Annotated in this window: 15 protein-coding genes; 14 read left to right on the top strand and 1 reads right to left on the bottom strand. The window is 62.1% G+C overall.

Annotated elements, in window-relative coordinates; translation table 11 throughout:
• The first annotated feature begins 44 nt into the window (after window positions 1-44).
• From KGB28_RS24265 to KGB28_RS24240, 6 genes are all read left to right on the top strand, one after another.
• Window positions 45-956 (top strand): LysR family transcriptional regulator, encoded by a 912-nt coding sequence (locus KGB28_RS24265; RefSeq protein WP_223448192.1) that lies wholly within the window; start codon window positions 45-47, stop codon window positions 954-956.
• A 103-nt stretch (window positions 957-1,059) separates the two neighbouring features.
• Window positions 1,060-1,953 (top strand): NAD-dependent epimerase/dehydratase family protein, encoded by an 894-nt coding sequence (locus KGB28_RS24260; protein ID WP_223448191.1) that lies wholly within the window; start codon window positions 1,060-1,062, stop codon window positions 1,951-1,953.
• Between the two features lie 215 nt (window positions 1,954-2,168).
• Complete coding sequence (locus KGB28_RS24255) at window positions 2,169-3,614, top strand: SulP family inorganic anion transporter (RefSeq protein WP_223448190.1); 1,446 nt, start codon at window positions 2,169-2,171, stop codon at window positions 3,612-3,614.
• A gap of 185 nt (window positions 3,615-3,799) precedes the next feature.
• Window positions 3,800-5,149 carry a gluconate:H+ symporter gene (locus KGB28_RS24250; protein ID WP_223448189.1) on the top strand — a complete coding sequence of 450 codons (1,350 nt, stop codon included), beginning with the start codon at window positions 3,800-3,802 and terminating at the stop codon, window positions 5,147-5,149.
• Window positions 5,150-5,163: 14 nt separating this feature from the next.
• Window positions 5,164-6,024 carry a MurR/RpiR family transcriptional regulator gene (locus KGB28_RS24245; protein WP_223448188.1) on the top strand — a complete coding sequence of 287 codons (861 nt, stop codon included), beginning with the start codon at window positions 5,164-5,166 and terminating at the stop codon, window positions 6,022-6,024.
• Between the two features lies 1 nt (window position 6,025).
• A complete protein-coding gene (locus KGB28_RS24240; protein WP_223448187.1) occupies window positions 6,026-7,483 on the top strand; it encodes an N-acyl-D-amino-acid deacylase family protein in 1,458 nt (485 codons plus the stop codon).
• 15 nt (window positions 7,484-7,498) lie between these two features.
• On the opposite strand, the gene KGB28_RS24235 is transcribed toward KGB28_RS24240, so the two are convergent.
• On the bottom strand, window positions 7,499-8,515 hold the full coding sequence (locus KGB28_RS24235; RefSeq protein WP_223448186.1) for an AraC family transcriptional regulator: 1,017 nt from the start codon (window positions 8,513-8,515) through the stop codon (window positions 7,499-7,501).
• 210 nt (window positions 8,516-8,725) lie between these two features.
• Between KGB28_RS24235 and KGB28_RS24230 the strand changes: the two genes are divergently transcribed.
• The 8 genes from KGB28_RS24230 (at window position 8,726) to KGB28_RS24195 (ending at window position 19,369) form a co-directional block, all read left to right on the top strand.
• A complete protein-coding gene (locus KGB28_RS24230; RefSeq protein ID WP_223448185.1) occupies window positions 8,726-10,321 on the top strand; it encodes an FAD-binding oxidoreductase in 1,596 nt (531 codons plus the stop codon).
• 5 nt (window positions 10,322-10,326) lie between these two features.
• The gene (locus KGB28_RS24225) at window positions 10,327-11,922 is read left to right on the top strand and encodes a glycerol-3-phosphate dehydrogenase/oxidase (RefSeq protein ID WP_223448184.1); all 1,596 of its coding nucleotides are present in this window, start codon (window positions 10,327-10,329) and stop codon (window positions 11,920-11,922) included.
• A 20-nt stretch (window positions 11,923-11,942) separates the two neighbouring features.
• Window positions 11,943-13,511 carry an FGGY-family carbohydrate kinase gene (locus KGB28_RS24220; RefSeq protein WP_223448183.1) on the top strand — a complete coding sequence of 523 codons (1,569 nt, stop codon included), beginning with the start codon at window positions 11,943-11,945 and terminating at the stop codon, window positions 13,509-13,511.
• Window positions 13,512-13,766: 255 nt separating this feature from the next.
• A complete protein-coding gene (locus tag KGB28_RS24215; RefSeq protein WP_223448182.1) occupies window positions 13,767-15,071 on the top strand; it encodes a phospholipase in 1,305 nt (434 codons plus the stop codon).
• A 45-nt stretch (window positions 15,072-15,116) separates the two neighbouring features.
• Window positions 15,117-17,072 carry a DUF1302 domain-containing protein gene (locus KGB28_RS24210; RefSeq protein ID WP_223448181.1) on the top strand — a complete coding sequence of 652 codons (1,956 nt, stop codon included), beginning with the start codon at window positions 15,117-15,119 and terminating at the stop codon, window positions 17,070-17,072.
• Window positions 17,073-17,246: 174 nt separating this feature from the next.
• Complete coding sequence (locus tag KGB28_RS24205; protein WP_223448180.1) at window positions 17,247-18,620, top strand: DUF1329 domain-containing protein; 1,374 nt, start codon at window positions 17,247-17,249, stop codon at window positions 18,618-18,620.
• 87 nt (window positions 18,621-18,707) lie between these two features.
• Window positions 18,708-18,953 carry a FitA-like ribbon-helix-helix domain-containing protein gene (locus tag KGB28_RS24200; protein WP_046038645.1) on the top strand — a complete coding sequence of 82 codons (246 nt, stop codon included), beginning with the start codon at window positions 18,708-18,710 and terminating at the stop codon, window positions 18,951-18,953.
• Window positions 18,950-19,369 carry a type II toxin-antitoxin system VapC family toxin gene (locus KGB28_RS24195; protein WP_150728357.1) on the top strand — a complete coding sequence of 140 codons (420 nt, stop codon included), beginning with the start codon at window positions 18,950-18,952 and terminating at the stop codon, window positions 19,367-19,369. The genes KGB28_RS24200 and KGB28_RS24195 overlap by 4 nt, the downstream gene beginning before the upstream one ends.
• Window positions 19,370-19,459 lie beyond the last annotated feature (90 nt).

Below are 19,459 nucleotides of genomic sequence, written 5' to 3'. Positions count from 1 at the left end.
ACGGCCAGGAAGATCGCAGCGCCGATTCGCAAACGAGGACACACGTGAAAGCCAGATCCGATGAATTGCAGGTTTTCGTCTGCGTGATTGAATGCGGGTCGATTTCTGCGGCGGCCGAGCAGGTCGGGCAAACGCCTTCGGCGGTCAGTCGTACGCTGTCGCGGCTGGAGGCCAAGCTCGACACCACGTTGATCAATCGCACCACGCGGCGCATGGACCTGACCGAAGAGGGCAAGTACTTCTTCGAACACGCCAAGCGCATTCTCGATCAGATGGACGAGCTCGAAGAGCGCCTGTCCTCACGCCAGCAAACGCCGTCCGGGCGGCTGCGGATCAACGCGGCGTCACCTTTCATGCTGCACGCCATCGTGCCCTACATCGATGAATTCCGCAGGCTTTACCCCGACATCCAGCTCGAGCTCAACAGCAATGATTTGATCATCGACCTGCTGGAACAGAGCACCGACATCGCCATCCGCATCGGCACCCTGACCGACTCGACGCTGCATGCCCGTTCCCTGGGTTGCAGCCCGCTGCACATCGTCGCCAGCCCGGCCTACCTGGAAAAACATGGCACACCGCAAGCCGTGGCTGACCTGGCCCACCATACGCTGCTGGGGTTCACCCAGAACGAAGGCCTCAACCAATGGCCACTGCGTTACGTGCATGGCGATCGCTGGCCGATCCAGGCATCGATCAGCGCCTCCAGCGGCGAGACCATTCGCCATCTCGCACTGGACGGCCAGGGCATCGCCAGCCTGTCGCATTTCATGACCATCGAGGACATTCGTGCCGGACGCTTGAAAGTGTTGCTGGCCGAGTTCAACAGCGGATATCGCCAGCCGATCAACGCGGTGTACTACCGCAACTCGCAACTGGCCCTGCGGATTCAATGCTTCCTGGACTTTATCCAGGGCAAGTTGGTGGATTATGCGAGCGCAGACTTCAAGGGCTGATTCGTGATTCCTGCGCAAAAGTGAATTGGGTCAGAGGGCATTTTTCGGCAGTGATCGCTCCTTGATACTCCTTGCATCACTGATCAACGCAGGGAGTTTCTCCATGAATGTATTCGTTACCGGTGCCGCCGGTTTTATCGGCGGTTCCATCGCCACGGGCCTGGTCCAGGCTGGCCACAACGTCACCGGTCTGGTGCGCAGCGTCGAACAAGCCGATGAACTGCGTGCACTGGGCATCACCCCGGTGATCGGCACCCTCGACGACTCCGCCCTGTTGGCCGATCAGGCGCTTGCTGCGGACGCTGTGATCAACGCCGCCAGCAGCGATCATCGTGGCGCGGTGCAAGCCTTGCTCGATGCCTTGCGCGGTACTGGCAAAGTGTTCCTGCACACCAGCGGTTCGAGCATCGTCGGTGATGCCTCGGGCGGTAAATCCAGCGATGTCATCTACTTCGAAGACAACCTGCCGAAACCGACAGTCGACAAGGCGGCGCGCGTGGCCATCGACAACCTGATCCTGGCAGCGGCCATGGACGGGGTGAACTCGGCCGTGATCTGCAACACGCTGATCTACGGCCACAGCCTGGGCGTCCACCGTGACAGCGTGCAGCTGCCGCGCCTGCTGAAACAGGCGCGCAAAAGCGGTGTGGTGCGTCATGTCGGCCTGGGCCAGAACATCTGGTCCAATGTGCACATCGAGGACGTGGTGGCGCTGTACCTGCTGGCGCTGACTGAAAACGTGCCTGGCACCTTCTACTTCGTCGAAAGCGGTGAAGCGTCGTTCATCGACATGACCACTGCCATGGCCCAGGCGCTGAACCTGGGCGAACCGCAGGACTGGGCGCTCAAGGACGCGGAAGCCGAGTGGGGCTATGAAATGGCCAACTATGGTTTGGGCTCCAACAGCCGGGTGCGCGGTCAACGTGCCCGAGAGTTGTTGGGCTGGGTGCCGAAGCGCACGTCGGTAGTGGAGTGGATTCGCGACGAGATGGTGTGAGTTCGCTTTAGACCGCGTTATCGTTCTTCGTCGGAACGCCGCCCGGAGCAAGCCCGCTCCCACATTCGACCGCATTCTTTCTGACGGGGCGCGATCAATTGTGGGAGCGGGCTTGCTCGCGAAGCCTTTTTCGATGACACAGATGATGGCCGGTCGGCCGCCGATTCCGTAACATCCGCACACTCTTTTTCGTCTCTCCCTGTGTGCGGTACCCCATGAAAGCAAAACGTCTACGCGCCGATGTCCTGGCCGGGCTTACCACTTCCTTCGCCCTGTTGCCCGAGTGCATCGCTTTCGCGCTGGTGGCCCATCTCAATCCGTTGATGGGGCTCTATGGCGCGTTCATCATCTGCACCCTGACCGCGCTGTTCGGCGGGCGACCGGGCATGGTGTCCGGCGCGGCCGGCTCGATGGCCGTGGTGATCGTCGCGCTGGTGGTGCAACACGGCGTGCAGTATCTGCTGGCCACGGTGTTGCTGGGCGGGTTGATCATGATGGCGTTCGGGCTGCTCAAGCTCGGCAAACTGGTGCGCATGGTGCCGCACCCGGTGATGCTCGGCTTCGTCAACGGCCTGGCGATCATCATTGCCCTGGCGCAACTGGAGCACTTCAAGAGCGGGGAGGCCTGGTTGAGCGGTACGCCGCTGTACATGATGATCGGGCTGGTCGCGGTGACCATGGCCATTGTCTACGTGCTGCCGCGCCTGACCCGTACGGTGCCGCCAGCACTGGTGGCGATTCTCGGCGTGGGCCTGGCGGTGTATCTGCTTGGCTTGCCGACCCGCACCCTGGGCGACATGGCGCACATCGCTGGTGGCTTGCCGACGCTGGCACTGCCGGACATTCCATGGAACCTCGACACCCTGCGCATCATCGCGCCCTACGCGATCCTGATGGCGCTGGTCGGGTTGCTGGAAACCCTGTTGACCCTGAACCTCACCGACGAAATTACCGAGAGCCGTGGCTACCCGGATCGCGAGTGCGTGGCGCTGGGGGCGGCGAATGTGGTGTCCGGTGCGTTCGGCGGCATGGGCGGTTGCGCCATGATCGGCCAGACCGTGATCAACCTCAGCTCCGGCGGGCGCGGGCGTTTGTCCGGGGTGGTGGCGGGGGTGTCGATCCTGTTGTTCATCCTGTTTCTGTCGCCGCTGATCGAGCGCATTCCGCTGGCCGCGCTGGTGGGGGTGATGTTCGTGGTGGCGCAACAGACCTTCGCCTGGGCTTCGTTGCGGGTGCTGAACAAGGTGCCGCTCAACGACGTGCTGGTGATCATCGCGGTGACCGTGATTACCGTTTTCACCGACCTGGCAATGGCGGTGCTCTGCGGGATCATCATCGCGGCGCTGAACTTTGCCTGGCAGCAGGCCCGGCAGCTATACGCCGACAGTCATCTGGAGACTGACGGCAGCAAGCTGTACCGGGTGCATGGCACGCTGTTCTTCGCCTCGACCACACCCTTCCTCAATCAGTTCGATCCGGCCAACGACCCGGCACAAGTGACACTTGATTGCCAACACCTGAGCTTCGTCGACTACTCGGCCATCGCCGCGCTGGGCACCTTGCGCGAGCGCTACACCAGGGCCGGCAAGCACCTGCGGGTGCTGCATTTGTCCGAGCGCTGCAAGAAATTGCTCAAGCGTGCCCGGATGCAGCACGACTGAAATCAAACAGGCAGGCGCGATGAAAATCCGCCTGCCTGATTTTCATTATTTGCGACAACTCATACCTCTGTGCGACACCCCTTACCTCTGCACGAAAATTACTTTCACCTCGTTTGAAAATCACCTGCCGAAATGTTTTAAGAGTTTCACAAATATTTCGACGTGACCCTCTCGAGGAGTACCGCATGACCCTGTCCTTCGGCTATTGGCTGCTGGTGTATGCCGCCATCGCCATCATTGCACTGATCGTTCTGATCGCCCGTTACCGACTCAACCCGTTCATTGTCATCACCCTGATTTCCATCGGCCTGGCGCTGGTGGCGGGCATGCCGCCGTCGGGTGTGGTGGGGGCGTACGAGGCCGGGGTCGGCAAGACCCTGGGGCATATCGCATTGGTGGTGGCGCTGGGCACCATGCTCGGCAAGATGATGGCCGAGTCCGGTGGCGCCGAGCAGGTGGCCCGTACGCTGATCGACCGCTTTGGCGAGAAGAACGCGCATTGGGCGATGGTGACCATCGCGTTTCTGGTGGGGCTGCCGCTGTTCTTCGAAGTCGGTTTCGTCTTGCTGGTGCCGATTGCCTTTACCGTGGCGCGGCGCGTGGGCGTGTCGATCCTGATGGTCGGCTTGCCGATGGTCGCCGGGCTTTCGGTGGTGCATGCGCTGGTGCCGCCGCACCCGGCGGCGATGCTGGCGGTGCAGGTGTATCAGGCGTCTGTGGGGCAGACGTTGATGTACGCGATCCTGATCGGCATTCCGACCGCGATCATCGCCGGTCCCCTGTACGCCAAATTCATCGTGCCGCGCATCCAGTTGCCGGCGGAAAACCCGCTGGAACGCCAGTTTCTTGAGCGTGAACCGCGCGACAGCCTGCCGGGTTTCGGCATCACCATGGCGACCATCCTGTTGCCGGTGGTGCTGATGCTGATTGGCGGCTGGGCCAATCTGATTTCCACGCCGGGCAGTGGTTTCAACCAGTTCCTGCTGTTCATCGGCAACTCGGTGATCGCGCTGTTGCTGGCCACATTGCTGAGCTTCTGGACCCTCGGCCTGGCCCAGGGCTTCAACCGCGAATCGATCCTCAAGTTCACCAACGAATGCCTGGCGCCGACCGCAAGCATCACCTTACTGGTGGGCGCCGGCGGTGGTTTGAACCGGATTCTGGTGGACGCCGGCGTCACTGACCAGATCGTCGGCCTGGCCCACGAATTTCATTTGTCGCCGCTGTTGATGGGCTGGCTGTTTGCCGCGCTGATGCGCATCGCCACCGGTTCTGCCACTGTGGCCATGACCACCGCTTCAGGCGTGGTCGCACCCGTTGCCATTGGTCTGGGTTATCCCCATCCGGAGTTGCTGGTGCTGGCGACTGGCGCCGGGTCGGTTATCTTTTCCCACGTCAATGACGGCGGTTTCTGGTTGATCAAGGAATACTTCAACATGACCGTTACCCAAACCTTCAAGACCTGGACCGTGCTCGAGACGTTGATCTCGGTCGTTGCTTTCGCGTTGACCGTTGGCCTTTCTTACCTGATTTAGCCGGAGCCACTTGCATGGACATCCTCTACCAGATCCGCGCCCGTCAGGACTCCTTCAGCGCCGGTGAAGGACGCATCGCCCGCCTGATGCTCGACGACGTAGGATTTGCCGCCTCCGCCAGCCTCGATGAACTGGCGCTACGGGCAGAGGTCAGCAGCGCCACGCTGTCGCGCTTCGCCCGTACGGTCGGCTGTAAGGACCTGCGTGACTTGCGCTTGCAACTGGCCCAGGCCAGCGGCGTCGGCAGCCGGTTTCTCGACCCGGCGGGCACGCCCGAACAGTCGGCGTTCTACGGGCAGATCGTGGGCGACATCGAATCGACCTTGCGCCAGCACCTGGCCGCGTTCGATGAATCGCGTTTCGCCGATGCGGTGAAACTGCTGGGCAAGGCGCGGATGATTCACGCTTTCGGCATGGGCGGCTGCTCGACCCTGTGCAGCGATGAACTGCAAGTGCGCCTGGTGCGCCTCGGCTATCCGATTGCGGTGTGCCACGATGCGGTGATGATGCGCGTCACCGCCGCCAGCCTCAGTGCCGAACACGTGGTGATTGTCTGCTCGCTGACCGGGATCACCCCGGAGCTGATTGAAACGGTGGAACTGGCGCGCAACTATGGCGCACACATTCTGGCCATCACCCGTGCCGATTCGCCGCTGGCGCAACTGGCCGACATCGTCCTGCCTCTGCAAAGCGCCGAAACCTCGTTCATCTACAAACCCACGGCGGCGCGCTACGGCATGCTGCTGGCCATCGACGTGCTCGCCACCGAGCTGGCCCTGGCCAATCCTGAAGACAATCAAGAACGTCTGCGGCGGATCAAACTCGCCCTCGACGAATACCGCGGCGGCGACGATCACTTGCCGCTGGGAGACTGACATGCAGTACGACACGCTGATTCGCAACGCCCTGATCATCGACGGCAGCAACAGCCCCGGTTACCCCGCCGACGTGGCCATTCTCAACGGGCGCATCGAGCGTATCGGCGACTTGCGCGATGCCCGTGCCAGCGAGGAAATCGATGCGCAGGGCCATGTGCTGGCGCCGGGTTTCATCGACGTGCACACCCATGACGACACTGTGGTGATTCGTCAGCCGCAGATGCTGCCAAAGCTCAGCCAAGGCGTGACTACGGTCATCGTCGGCAACTGCGGGATCAGTGCGTCACCGGTGAGTTTGCGCGGCGATCCACCGGACCCGATGAACCTGCTGGGCACGGCCGCTGCGTTCGTATATCCGACCTTCGGCGACTACCGCGCGGCGGTAGAAGCGGCGAACACCACACTGAACGTCGCCGCGCTGGTCGGCCACACGGCGTTGCGCAGCAATCATCTGGACGACCTGTTTCGCACCGCCACGGCGGAAGAAATCAGCGCGATGCGCGAACAATTGCGCGAAAGCCTTGAGGCCGGTGCCTTGGGCCTGTCCACCGGCCTTGCCTATGCCAGCGCCTTCTCGGCATCCACCGAGGAAGTGATGCAACTGACCGAAGAATTGACCGCCTTCGGGGCGGTCTACACCACCCATTTGCGCAGCGAATTCGAACCGGTGCTGGAGGCCATGGACGAGGCGTTCCAGATCGGTCGCCATGCGCAAAGTCCGGTGATCATTTCCCACCTCAAATGCGCTGGCGCCGGTAACTGGGGGCGTAGTCCGCAGCTGCTGGCGTCCCTCGAACAGGCGGCGAAGACCCACCCGGTGGGTTGCGATTGTTATCCGTATGCAGCGAGTTCTTCGACGCTGGATTTGAAGCAGGTTACTGACGCCCATCGCATCACCATCACCTGGTCGACCCCGCACCCGGAGATGGGCGGCCGCGACCTGATGGACATCGCCGCCGAATGGAATGTGCCGTTGCTGGAGGCCGCTCGCCAACTGCAACCGGCCGGTGCGGTGTACTACGGAATGGATGAGGCGGATGTCCGCAGAATCCTCGCGCATCCGCTGTCGATGGTCGGCTCTGACGGCTTGCCGGAAGACCCGTTTCCACACCCACGCTTGTGGGGCGCATTCCCTCGGGTGCTCGGACATTTCAGCCGTGACGTAGGACTATTCCCGCTGCACACCGCCGTGCACAAAATGACTGGGCTGTCGGCGGCACGCTTCGGTTTGAAGGCGCGCGGTGAAATACGCGAAGGCCATTGGGCGGACCTGGTGTTGTTCGATCCGGCGACCATCCGTGATGTCGCCGATTTCAACGACCCGCAGCGGGCGGCGCAAGGCATCGAAGGGGTATGGGTCAACGGTGTGTTGAGCTACCGCGATGGCCAGGCCAACGGGCGCAGGGAAGGGCGGTTCCTGGCCCGGGAAGGGGACTTGCGCACGGGTTTTCAGTGAGTTTCGAGGACTGCGTCAAACCCGGTGGGTTTGGCGAAACTCACCCGGCGGCATCCCGCGCCGGCTTTTGAACGTGCGGTGAAACGAGCGGGGTTCGGTGAAACCCAGGTACTGGGCGATGTCCTGAATCGGCAGGGTGCTGTTGAGCAGGTAATGCTCGGCCAGTTCCTGGCGCAGGTCATCGAGGATCTGCTGGTACGACGTACCGGCCAGATGCAGTTGGCGTTGCAGCGTGCGCACTGACACGGCGAGATGCTCGGCCACCTGCTCCTTGCGTGGCAGACCTTCCTTGAGCAACTTTCGCAGGATGCTTTTGACCCGCTGTTCCAGCGACGCGTCCTCCAGTGTGGCCATCAATCCCTGGGCATGTTCTTCCAGCGTGCGCAGCAATTGCGCATCGGCCTGGCGCAATGGCAACTGCAAATACGGCAACGGGACAATCAGCGCCGAATAAGGCTGATTGAACAGTACCGGGCAGTCGAAGAATTGCTCGTACTCTGCCAGCGTCGTGTCGACCGGACAGGCATGCTCCAACCAGACGGCGGCCGGCGACATTTGCGTGTCGGCGATCCAGCGCGCGTATTGCAGCCAGGAACCGAGCACGTTTTCCACCAGGTGCCGGCGAATTCGCGGGCGCTGATGGCGGCATGTCCAGATCAGGTGCACCTCGCTGCCTTGCACCTCGGCGCGGCTGACGCCCATGTCTCCCACCAGCTTCTCGAACGGCATGATGCGGCTCATGGCGTCGCCCAGTGTCGCGCAGTTCATGGTGATGTAACCCAGCACGCTCCAGGAGTTGGGCAACACGAAACGTGCGGCGTTGAGACCGAACAACGCATCGCCCGAGTGTTCGCAGAAATAATCGAGCAGCCGCTCATGGGCTTCACCCGGCAACCGCAGGCTGTTGTCACTCAACTGCTGCGCCTGCAACCCGGCAGCCGCCAACGCAGGCTCGATGGCCATGCCCAGTTGTTCGGCATGACGCAGGTATTTGAGCAGCGGCGGAACTGAAGTGAAACCCAGGGATTGCATGATCGTATTCCTTTGATCAAGGCCCGCGTGCGCGGATGAATGCCCTGAAAGGTAATTTGAAACCACGGCTAAAGTAAATGGCTGACGCCTGCGCGACGTTTGACTCAATTGGCTACTCGAACTGGCCGGATGCGACCGTGACACTTTCGGGCGGCTGACTAGTATGGGGGCCTGAAATATCACTGATCAGAACCGCAAAAGGACACACGCATGCGACGCTGGAACGGCTGGGGAGATGCAACCACGGTGGTCGAACTGCCGGCCCAGGGCGCGAGTTTTCTCGCCCAGCGGGTAGGTGACGGTCGAGCGCTGCCCGATGCGACGCTTGAGACGGCATTGGCCCGCGTGCCCCCGTCGCGGTTGCAGCAACACTTCTTGTACAGCGTGGATGCCCATGATCGTTTGCTGCATGCTCGCGGCCAGAGCCTGCCGGACTGGCTGGCGTTGCGTGAGGGCGAGCTGGGAAATTATCCCGACGCCGTGGCCTATCCCGTGAGCGCTGAACAGATTCGCCGGTTACTGCTGCTCGCCCATGAACGGGACCTGTGCCTGATTCCTTATGGCGGCGGCACTTCGGTGGCCGGTCACATCAACCCACCGAGTTCCACGCGGCCGGTGGTGACGGTTTCCCTGGCCCGCATGAATCGCCTGCAGGACCTCGACGAAGAGAGCCTGCTGGCCACCTTCGGCCCTGGCACCAGTGGACCGCAGGTGGAAAGTCAGTTGCGCGCCCGTGGTTACACCCTGGGGCATTTCCCGCAGTCGTGGGAGCTGTCGACCCTGGGTGGTTGGGTCGCCAGCCGTTCCAGTGGCCAGCAGTCGCTGCGCTATGGGCGGATCGAGCAACTGTTCGCCGGCGGGACCCTGGAAACCTTTGCCGGACCTTTGGAAATTGCCTCCTTTCCCGCCTCGGCGGCCGGGCCCGATCTGCGCGAAGTGGTGTTGGGCTGTGAGGGCCGTTTCGGGATCATTTCCGAAGTGAAGGTGCGGGTCAGCGCACTGCCTGCCGACGAGCGTTTCTATGGGGTGTTTCTGCCCGATTGGCCCAAGGCGCTGCAAGCCATCCGCCAGTTGGCCCAGGCGCGCGTGCCGCTGTCGATGCTGCGCCTGTCCAACGCGGTGGAAACCGAAACCCAGCTGGCGCTGGCCGGTCACCCGCAGCAGATCGCCTGGCTGGAAAAGTACCTGGCCCTGCGCGGCGCCGGTGCGGGCAAATGCCTGCTGACGTTCGGCGTGACCGGCAATCGTCGGCAAAATGCGCTGTCCCTGCGTCAGGCCCGGCAGCACCTCAAGGCGTTCGGCGGGGTGTTTACCGGCACCTTGCTCGGCAAGAAGTGGGTGCAGAACCGTTTTCGCTTTCCCTACTTGCGCGAAAACCTGTGGAACGCCGGTTACGTGGTGGACACCCTGGAAACGGCCACTGACTGGAGCAACGTCGATAACCTCCTCACGCTGATCGAAAACAGCCTGCGCGACGCCTTGGCTGCCGAAGGCGAGCGGGTGCATGTCTTCACCCACCTTTCCCATGTCTACGGCGAAGGATCGAGCATCTACACCACCTATGTGTTTCGCCCGGCGGCGGACTATCCCGCCACCCTGGCGCGCTGGCAGGCACTCAAGCAGGCGGCCAGCCAGACCATCGTCGACAACTGCGGCACCATCAGTCACCAGCATGGCGTGGGCAAGGATCACGCGCCGTACCTGCGGCGGGAGAAGGGCGCGCTGGCGATGGAAACCCTGCAGGCACTGAGTCGGCATTTTGATCCGGCCGGGCGCCTGAACCCTGGCACGCTGTTGCAGGAGTGACGGCCATGAGCCTGGACTGGAACGCGGCGTGGCGACAGCAGGTGCTGCCGACGCTGGCGGATGAAACCTGGGACCTGATCGTCATCGGCGGCGGCATCAGCGGTGCCGGTATCCTGCGCGAAGCCGCGCGCCGTGGCTGGCGCTGCCTGCTGCTGGAGCAGCGCGATTTCGCCTGGGGCACTTCCAGCCGCTCCTCGAAAATGGTCCATGGTGGCCTGCGTTATATCGCCAAGGGCCAGTGGCGCCTGACCCGCGATTCGGTCCGCGAGCGCCAGCGCCTGCTCGACGAAGCGCCGGGGCTGGTGGAGCCGATGAGTTTCATGATGCCGCATTACCGTGGTGGTTTTCCCGGACCGCGGGTGCTGGGTGGTTTGCTGTCCATCTATGACGCCTTGGCCGGGCGGCGCAGCCATCACTTCCATGACGCGCAACAACTGCGTTATCTGGCGCCTGGGGTGAAGGAAGATGACCTGCTGGGCGGCACCTGTTTTGTCGATGCGTTGACCGATGATGCCCGCCTGGTGATGCGCGTATTGGGCGAGGCCCGGGCCGACGGCGGCGTGGTGCTCAATGGCGTGCGCGTGCAGCAATTGCTGCGTGAGGAGGGGCGCGTTTGCGGGGTTCAGGTCGAAGACTGCGAGGGCGGCGGATCACTGACATTGCGTTGTGCTGTGCTGGCCGTGGCCACCGGCGCGTGGGCCGAGCGCTTGCGCCTGCCCGATGCCCCTCGCCAGTTGCGCCCGTTGCGTGGCAGTCATCTGTTGTTGCCGGGCTGGCGCCTGCCAGTGGCGCAAGCCTTCACCTTCCTCCACGAGCGCGACCGTCGACCGGTGTTCGTTTTCCCTTGGGAGGGTGCCACGGTGGTCGGCACCACGGACCTCGATCATCACGGCGACTTGGACCAGAGCGCGAGCATCAGTCCTGAGGAACTCGACTATCTGCTGGCGGCCTGCAGCCAACAGTTCCCCCAGGCCGAGGTGGTCGCTGCCGATGTGCTGTCAACCTGGTCGGGCGTGCGCCCGGTGGTGGGCAGTGCGGCGGGCGAGCATCAAGACAAACCGTCGAATGAAACCCGTGAGCATGTGCTGTGGCAGGAGCCGGGTTGCGTGACCCTGGCCGGCGGCAAGCTGACCACCTTTCGCCCGCAGGCGATCGAAGTGCTCAAGGCCTGCGCGAGCATGCTCGAGCGTCCCTTCAAGGATGACGCTGCGCCAGTGTTTGCCGCTGTGCCGCCGCTGGCGATACCGGGACTCAGCGCCAACCGGTGGCGGCGCCTGGCCGGGCGGCATGGCCGTGACCTGCCGAGGCTGGCGCAACTGATCACCGAACTGGGCCACGACAACGTCGGCGGCACTGACACCTTGTGGGCGGAACTGGCCGTTGCCTGCGATGCGGAAATGGTCCTGCACCTGGATGACCTGCTGCTGCGCCGAACCCGCCTGGGCCTGTTGCTGCCGCGCGGTGGCGAGGATTATTTCGCTGCCATTCGCCAACTCTGCCAACCGCGACTGGGCTGGGACGATGAGCATTGGCAGCAGGAATTACAGCGTTATCGGGCGTTGTGGCAACGCCATCATGGTTTGCCGGATGCCGCGCATTGATGCCCATTGAAGAGAGCTCCATGGATAACCACCCGAACAAGCGTTACCTGTTGGCCATCGACAATGGTACCCAGAGCGTGCGCGCGCTGCTCTTCGACCTGCAGGGCAATCTGCTGGGCAAAGGCAAGGTCGAGTTGCAGGCCTATTACTCGACTCAACCCGGCTGGGCCGAGCAGGACCCGGAATATTACTGGGCAAAACTGGGTGAGGCCTGCCAACAGTTGTGGCAGCAAACCGGCATCGATCGTTCACAGATTGCCGGTGTCTCCCTGACCACCCAGCGCGGCACCGTGATCAACGTCGACGCCCAGGGCAAGGCACTGCGCCCGGCGATCCTGTGGCTCGATCAACGCCAGGCTGAAGTCAAAGGCGGCATCAAGGGGCCGTGGGGCTGGCTGTTCAAACTGGTCGGCGCGCAAGCCACGGTGGACTACTTTCGCGCCCAGGCCGAGGCCAACTGGATCGCCCGACACCAGCCTGAGGTCTGGGCGGCGACCGACAAGTTTTTGCTGCTCTCGGGGTTTCTCACCCATCGCCTTTGTGGGCGCTTTGTCGATTCGGTGGGTTGTTGCGTCGGTTACCTGCCGTTCGACTTCAAGCGCTTGCGCTGGGCCGCCCCCGCCGACTGGAAATGGCAGGCGCTGGCGGTGCGTCCCGAGCAACTGCCGAGCCTGCACAAGCCCGGTGAAACCCTGGGCTACATCAGCGCCGAGGCCAGCCGCCACACCGGGATTCCCGAGGGGCTGCCGTTGATCGCCGCGGGTGCCGACAAGGCTTGCGAAGTCGTGGGTTCCGGTGTCGTCGATGCAGGCACCGTGTGCCTTTCCTACGGCACCACGGCGACGATCACCAGCACCCGGTCGCGCTACCTGGAAATCGTCCCATTGATTCCGCCTTACCCGTCCGCGGTGCCGGATCAATACAACTGCGAGGTGATGATTTATCGCGGCTACTGGATGGTCAGCTGGTTCAAGAACGAGTTCGGCCTGCGGGAAATGCAGCAGGCCAAAGCCCAGGGCGTGGAGCCCGAGCAACTCTTCGATGCGCTGGTCGACGCCGTGCCGCCGGGCTCCATGGGGTTGATGCTGCAACCCTACTGGTCGCCCGGTATCCGCGATCCGGGTGTGGAAGCCAAGGGTGCGATGATCGGCTTCGGCGACGTGCATACCCGCGCGCACATTTACCGGGCGATCCTCGAAGGCCTGGCGTATGCCTTGCGTCAGGGCATGGAGAAGATCGAGAAACGTTCGGGGGTCTCCATCACGCGCTTGCGCGTCGCCGGAGGAGGTTCGCAGAGTGATGCCGCGATGCAACTCACGGCGAACATTTTCGGCCTGCCGGCCGAGCGTCCGCATGTCTACGAAGCGTCCGGCCTGGGCGCGGCCATTTGCTGCGCGGTGGGGCTGGGGCTGCACGCGGATTTCCCCACGGCGATGGCCGCCATGACGCGGGTCGGTGCGGTATTCATGCCGCAACCCGAGGCGCAGCAGATCTATGAGCGACTGTACAAAGAGGTCTACCTGCGCATGTATCGACAGCTCAAACCGTTGTACCAGAGCATCCGCAAAATCACCGGTTACCCCGCCTGAAAGAACACCGTAGATCTCCCTGTGGGAGCGGGCTTGCTCGCGAAGGCGATGTGTCAGTGACATCAATGGCGACTGACACTCCGCCTTCGCGAGCAAGTCGGATCGCCGCACCGCCGCTCCCACAATGAACTGTGGTGTTTCTTCTACCTTGCATGTGGCGCTATCGGAGAACTTTTCTGGTGAGATTGGACAGTGTCAGGGGCGGGGTCGGTTGTTAGGCTCAACCCCCACTGCACATCCAATAAGAACCAGGCAATGAAGCTGACATTCCTCCTGTTGCTGCTTTGTGCAACGGCCCCGACAGCCTGGGGCTGGTCCAACCATACGGTGGGCAGCTACCTGGCGTTGCAGGATTTGCCGACGTTGCGTGATGCACCGCAGGTCGAAGTCGAGCCGCTGGAACAGTTTCTTTCGCAGCAATACCAGGCCGTAAGTGCGCTGCTCGATGAGCAGGAGCGTTTCGCCCGCGAGCACTTCGCCCAATACCCGCCGCGCCCCGACAACCTGCGATTACCTGCCGTGCCCGGGGACAATCTGCGCCACGACTTCCTCACCGCACTGCGCATCAATCCCGGAATTCATCTGGCGATGGTCATCCAGCCGATGCCGGGCAAGGATCTGCCCGAGCGTGAACACCTCAAGGCCGAACAAGTCATGGTGGAGCAGACGCTCTCACCGTGGAATCGCCAGCGCTTCATCCTAGTGGCTGACCACGAGCAAGTCGCGCCCCTGGCCGTGTTGGCCAGCGCCGCCGACGAGCCGGATTACGGCCACGACATCAACCTGTTCAGCGACAACCCCGGCGAAGTCGGCGCGTTGTACGGCTTCGGCCCGCAGCCCTTCGGTGACGCGCGGTTTCAGTACAGCTCCCAGGCGCCCTTCCATATGGGCTTCTTCCATGAGAGCCCGGTGGTGTACGCCGCTGCCGGATTTCTTCAGCGCAGCTGGCCGGACTGGCGCGCCTACCAGTACATGGGCTTGGCGCGACTGGCGTTTGCCACTGGCCATCCATATTGGGGTTATCGATTTCTCGGTTGGGGCCTGCACCACGTTCAGGACATGACCCAGCCTTATCACGCCAAGCCGCTGCCCGGTGTCGAACTGGCGAGCCTGCTGGTGCTGGAAGGCAAGGCCCTGGCCGGCTTCGATGCGGACAAACATGCAGCCATCGAACGAGTCGCCACCCGGCACATGGAAGTGGAGAAGTATCAGTCGACTTGGCTTCGTCGCCTGCTGCGCGCCGGCCAGGCACACCCGATGCTCGACGCTTATGTCGATTCTGCACAGGACGCCCGTTATCCGCCGTACTCGGTGGACTACCTGCGCGAAGTGGTGAGTGCCGAGTCCGTCGACCAATCCGCGACGTTTGATGAGGCCATCGGCCAGTGGCTGGACACGGCACCGATCACCAGTGATTTCAGCAGCGGCAATCAGCTGCAGCGCGAAGACTTCGACCATCCGGCACTTAACCGGCAGCTGTTCAAACTGCTGGGGCATTTCGGCGCCCACAGCCGGATTTACGCCCGTGCGGGAATGGCGCCACAGCCATCGCAGCAATAGCTTCAGAACACAAAAACAATAAAGCCAGGGAAAGAGGAAAGGATCATGAGCACTCGATTTCGCCTGTCTGGCGCGGCGCTTCCCGGCGTGGGCCTGGCAGGGCTGCTGCAACTGTGCGCGGTCGACGGCGTGCAGGCCAAGGAGTTCAGCGTGCTGGACAACCAGATCACCGGTTCATTCGACAGTACCTTGTCCTATGGCCGCTTGTGGCGGGTCCAGGGCCGGGACAAGAACAACGATGACGTCAACACCAACGACGGCAATCGCAACTTCGACACCGGGCTGGTTTCCGAGGTGTACAAGATCACCTCGGAGCTCGAGGCCAACTATCAGAACTACGGGATGTTTGTGCGCGGCACCGCGTTCTATGACACCCAACTGATGGACAAGCGCAACGATTATTACCGCAACAACAACCCGTCGCAACCCAGCCAGAGTTTCCCGCAGGACGACCACTTCACGGACCAGACCCGCGATATCGCCGGCAGCCGGGTGGAGATGCTCGACGCGTATCTCTATGGCAACTGGGACGTCGCGCAGATGCCGCTCACGGCACGCATAGGGCGCCAGGTGTTCAACTGGGGCGAGGGGATTTTCTACCGTGGCGGGATCAACACCACCAATCCGGTGGATGCGGCCAAGTACCGTCTGCCCGGTGCCGAAGTCAAGGAAGTGCTGGTACCGGTGGAAGCGCTGAGCTTCAACATCGGCCTGACTGACAGCCTGACCATGGAAAGCTTTTACCAGACGAACTGGAAGGAAACCCGCATCGACCCGGTCGGCACGTTCTACTCGCAGACGGACCTGTTCGCCGACGGCGGCAACACTGCCTACAACAACTTCAGCGGTACCGCGCTGGACACCCCGGTGCCTGGCTTCGGCAACGTGATCGATCTGTACAGCGCGCTAGGCAACAACCCGCTGCTCAACCAGGCCCTGAGCACCACCGGCCTGTACGCCAACGGGGTCACCCCGGCCTTTGGCAACACCGTCAAAGTGGCCACGGTCGGCAAGGATTTCAATGCGCGCAACGACGGCCAGTTCGGCTTCGCTTTTCGCTACATCGTAGAAGAGCTCAACAGCACCGAGTTCGGGTTATACATGGTCAACTACCACGCCAAGGAGCCAACCATTTCCGCCGATCTGGGCGGGTACCAGGGCATCGACATGAACGCCCTGACCAACCTGTTGGCCGGTGTCGCCGGCAGTCAGGCGGGGCAACTGGCCAACGGCCTGGCGACCATGGATGTGCTGGGCAATATCCAGGCGCATCGGCGCTACGCCGAAGACATCCGCATGTACGGCTTCAGTTTCAACACCACCCTGGGCCAGGCGTCGGTGTTTGGTGAAGTGGCCTATCGGCCGAACCTGCCCATCGGGGTCGCCGCCACCAACGACCTGATCGGCGACCTGGCCAACGGCGCCGCTGCAGCGGCAGGCGGCCAGACCATCAACATCGGCGGGCAGCAGGTCACGCTCGACAGCCAGATCAATAACGCCGAGCGGGTGGAAGCGTTCAACACGTCCCTGGGCACGATTTACAACTTTGGCCCGAGCCTGTCATTCGACTCGCTGTTCGGCGTATTCGAGCTGGCGTCCGAGCACCTGCGCGGCAGCAGCCTGCAATACACCGCGTATGACGGCAGTACCCGTTACTACGCTGGCACCGGCAACTTTTCCTATGTGTCCGGCGGCGAGCGCAGCGACCAGGTCAACCGCAACTCCTACAGCTACACCGCGATGCTCAACGGCACCTGGAACGACGTGTATGCCGGGGTCAACGTCTCGCCTTATGTCGTCTACAAGGATGACTTCGAGGGCAACAGCTATCAGGCGGGCAACGTCATCGAGGGTCGCAAGGCCTACACCTTGGGGGTCAAGGCCAACTACCAGAACAAGCTGGAGGCCGAGCTGCAATACACCGAGTTCTACGGTGGTGGGCAGGACAACGGCCTGCGTGACCGCGACAACGTCGGCTTCAACCTCAAGTACTTCCTTTGATTGATGCGCACAAACCCTTTGTGGGAGCGGGCTTGCTCGCGAAGAGGGCGGCATATCCAAAATACATGTTGCCTGACACACCGCTTTCGCGAGCAAGTCGGATCGCCGCACCGCCGCTCCCACAGGGGATCTGCTGTGTTTTGCAGACCTGCTGGATTTTTTCGGAGAACGATCATGTTTCACACTTCACGATTGACCAAGACCACGCTGGCGCTGTTCCTGAGCCTGGCCGCCGGCTGTGCGCTGGCCGCGATCACGCCCCAGCAGGCCGAGCAATTGAAGACCACGCTGACGCCGATGGGGGCCGAGCGTGCCGGCAACGCGGCCGGGACCATTCCGGCGTGGAACGGCGGTATCAGCCAGGCGCCGGCGGGCTACAAGCCGAGCCAGCATCACCTGGACCCCTATGCGGGGGACAAGCCGTTGTTCACCATCACCAAGGCCAACCTTGAACAGTACAAGGCCCACCTCAGCCCGGGTCAGATCGCACTGTTCAACAGCTACCCCGACACCTTCCAGATGCCGGTCTATCCCTCTCGCCGGTCGGGCTCGGCGCCGCAGTGGCTGTATGACAACACCTTGAAAAATGCGACCGCGACCAAGCTGCTCGATGGCGGGAGCGGTTTTGCCGATGCCTATGGCGGTGTGCCATTCCCTGTGCCCAAGGATGGCATCGAGGTGCTGTGGAACCACATCACCCGTTATCGCGGCATCTATGTGGTCCGTCGTGCCTCCGAAGCGCCGGTACAACGCAACGGCAGCTTCGCGCTCGTGACCTCGCAGCAGGAAGGGCTCTTCAACTATTACCGCCCGGGCGGGCAGTTTGCCGACCTGAAGAACATCCTGTTCTACTACCTGGCGTTCGTGAAGAGCCCGGCCCGGCTGGCAGGCGGTGCGGCACTGGTTCACGAGACCCTGGACCAGCTCAAGGACCCGCGTCAGGCCTGGGTCTACGACGCGGGCCAACGCCGTGTGCGCCGGGCGCCGAACCTCGCGTATGACACCCCGATCGCCTCATCCGACGGCCTGCGCACGGCGGACGATACGGACATGTTCAACGGCTCGCCAGACCGCTACGACTGGAAGCTCAAGGGCAAGCAAGAGGTCTACATTCCCTATAACAACTACAAAGTCGGCAGCCCTGAGGTGAAGTACGAGCAGTTGCTCATACCGGGCCACCTCAACCCGCAATTCACCCGTTATGAGCTGCATCGGGTCTGGGTGGTCGAAGGCACGCTCAAGCCAGGCGCGCGGCATATCTATTCCAAGCGCGTGCTGTTTCTCGACGAGGACAGTTGGGGCGCCGCATTGGTAGATCAATATGACGGGCGAGGGGAGTTGTGGCGGGTGTCGATGGCCTACCTGAAAAACTTCTACGACCTGCCCACCACCTGGAGTGCACTGGACGTATTCCATGACTTGCAGGCGCGTCGTTACTACGTGCAGAACCTGGATAACGAAGAGCCGGCCACAGTGGACTTCGCCCAACCGGTGCCGGAAGACGCGTATTTCATGCCGTCGGCATTGCGCCAGCGCGGGACGCGGTGATATTGGCCATTCGGAAGATGGCCGGGTTTTGGTTTGCCAGGATGTGTTAGCCTGCAATCAATGATTTCATTGATTGCAGGAGGCATCATGGCCAGCATCACAATTAGAAACCTTGATGAGAAGCTCAAGGAGCAGCTGCGCATCACGGCGGCTCATAACGGACATTCCATGGAAGAAGAGGCTCGCCTGATTCTGGGCCGGGCCTTGGCGACTGTTGATCGCGCCGGTGGACTTGGAAGCAGGATCCGCAACAGATTCAGCGCTCTGGGCGGAGTCGAGCTTGATCTGCCAGAGCGTTCAGAGAAAGCGACGGCGGTGGATTTTTCTGAATGATCGTGCTCGATACCAACGTTCTTTCAGAGTTTATGCGGGTTGAGCCTGAAACCCGGGTGCTTGCCTGGGTTGATGCGCAGCCATCGATGGATCTGGCAGTCAGTGCGGTAACGGTGGCAGAAATACTCCACGGCATCGCACGCCTGCCTTCGGGCAAGCGCAAACAAAAACTTGAAGCCCATGCCATGGCAATGTTCGAAGAGGACTTTGCCGGACGCATTTTGCCGTTCGATGCTCATGCCGCTGTTGAGTACGCAACGCTGACAGCAGGTGCTGAAGCCAATGGGCGTGCGGTTTCAATGGCCGATGCGCAAATTGCTGCCATTTGCCGAAGCCATGGGGCTGCTATAGCCACCCGCAATATTCGCGACTTCGGATTTCCCGGGATTGAGGTCATCAATCCTTGGGAGGCCTGAGTCTCTGCGCAGACAGTCACAATGCAATCGCGAGCAAGCTCGCTCCCACAGGGTTTTGGGTCGTTCACAGAGTCTGTGTTCGACTCTCTG

Source organism: Pseudomonas sp. BF-R-19 (genome assembly GCF_019956445.1).
GTDB lineage: Bacteria > Pseudomonadota > Gammaproteobacteria > Pseudomonadales > Pseudomonadaceae > Aquipseudomonas > Aquipseudomonas fluorescens_BH.
This window is presented reverse-complemented; position numbering and strand designations above follow the sequence as displayed.

Bases quoted from the DNA above. Each gene is read 5' to 3' on its own strand.
- KGB28_RS24260 (WP_223448191.1), top strand. From the start codon at position 1,060: ATGAATGTATTCGTTACCGGTGCCGCCGGTTTTATCGGCGGTTCCATC.
- KGB28_RS24255 (WP_223448190.1), top strand. From the start codon at position 2,169: ATGAAAGCAAAACGTCTACGCGCCGATGTCCTGGCCGGGCTTACCACT.
- KGB28_RS24250 (WP_223448189.1), top strand. From the start codon at position 3,800: ATGACCCTGTCCTTCGGCTATTGGCTGCTGGTGTATGCCGCCATCGCC.
- KGB28_RS24245 (WP_223448188.1), top strand. From the start codon at position 5,164: ATGGACATCCTCTACCAGATCCGCGCCCGTCAGGACTCCTTCAGCGCC.
- KGB28_RS24240 (WP_223448187.1), top strand. From the start codon at position 6,026: ATGCAGTACGACACGCTGATTCGCAACGCCCTGATCATCGACGGCAGC.
- KGB28_RS24235 (WP_223448186.1), bottom strand. From the start codon at position 8,515: ATGCAATCCCTGGGTTTCACTTCAGTTCCGCCGCTGCTCAAATACCTG.
- KGB28_RS24230 (WP_223448185.1), top strand. From the start codon at position 8,726: ATGCGACGCTGGAACGGCTGGGGAGATGCAACCACGGTGGTCGAACTG.
- KGB28_RS24225 (WP_223448184.1), top strand. From the start codon at position 10,327: ATGAGCCTGGACTGGAACGCGGCGTGGCGACAGCAGGTGCTGCCGACG.
- KGB28_RS24220 (WP_223448183.1), top strand. From the start codon at position 11,943: ATGGATAACCACCCGAACAAGCGTTACCTGTTGGCCATCGACAATGGT.
- KGB28_RS24215 (WP_223448182.1), top strand. From the start codon at position 13,767: ATGAAGCTGACATTCCTCCTGTTGCTGCTTTGTGCAACGGCCCCGACA.
- KGB28_RS24210 (WP_223448181.1), top strand. From the start codon at position 15,117: ATGAGCACTCGATTTCGCCTGTCTGGCGCGGCGCTTCCCGGCGTGGGC.
- KGB28_RS24205 (WP_223448180.1), top strand. From the start codon at position 17,247: ATGTTTCACACTTCACGATTGACCAAGACCACGCTGGCGCTGTTCCTG.
- KGB28_RS24200 (WP_046038645.1), top strand. From the start codon at position 18,708: ATGGCCAGCATCACAATTAGAAACCTTGATGAGAAGCTCAAGGAGCAG.
- KGB28_RS24195 (WP_150728357.1), top strand. From the start codon at position 18,950: ATGATCGTGCTCGATACCAACGTTCTTTCAGAGTTTATGCGGGTTGAG.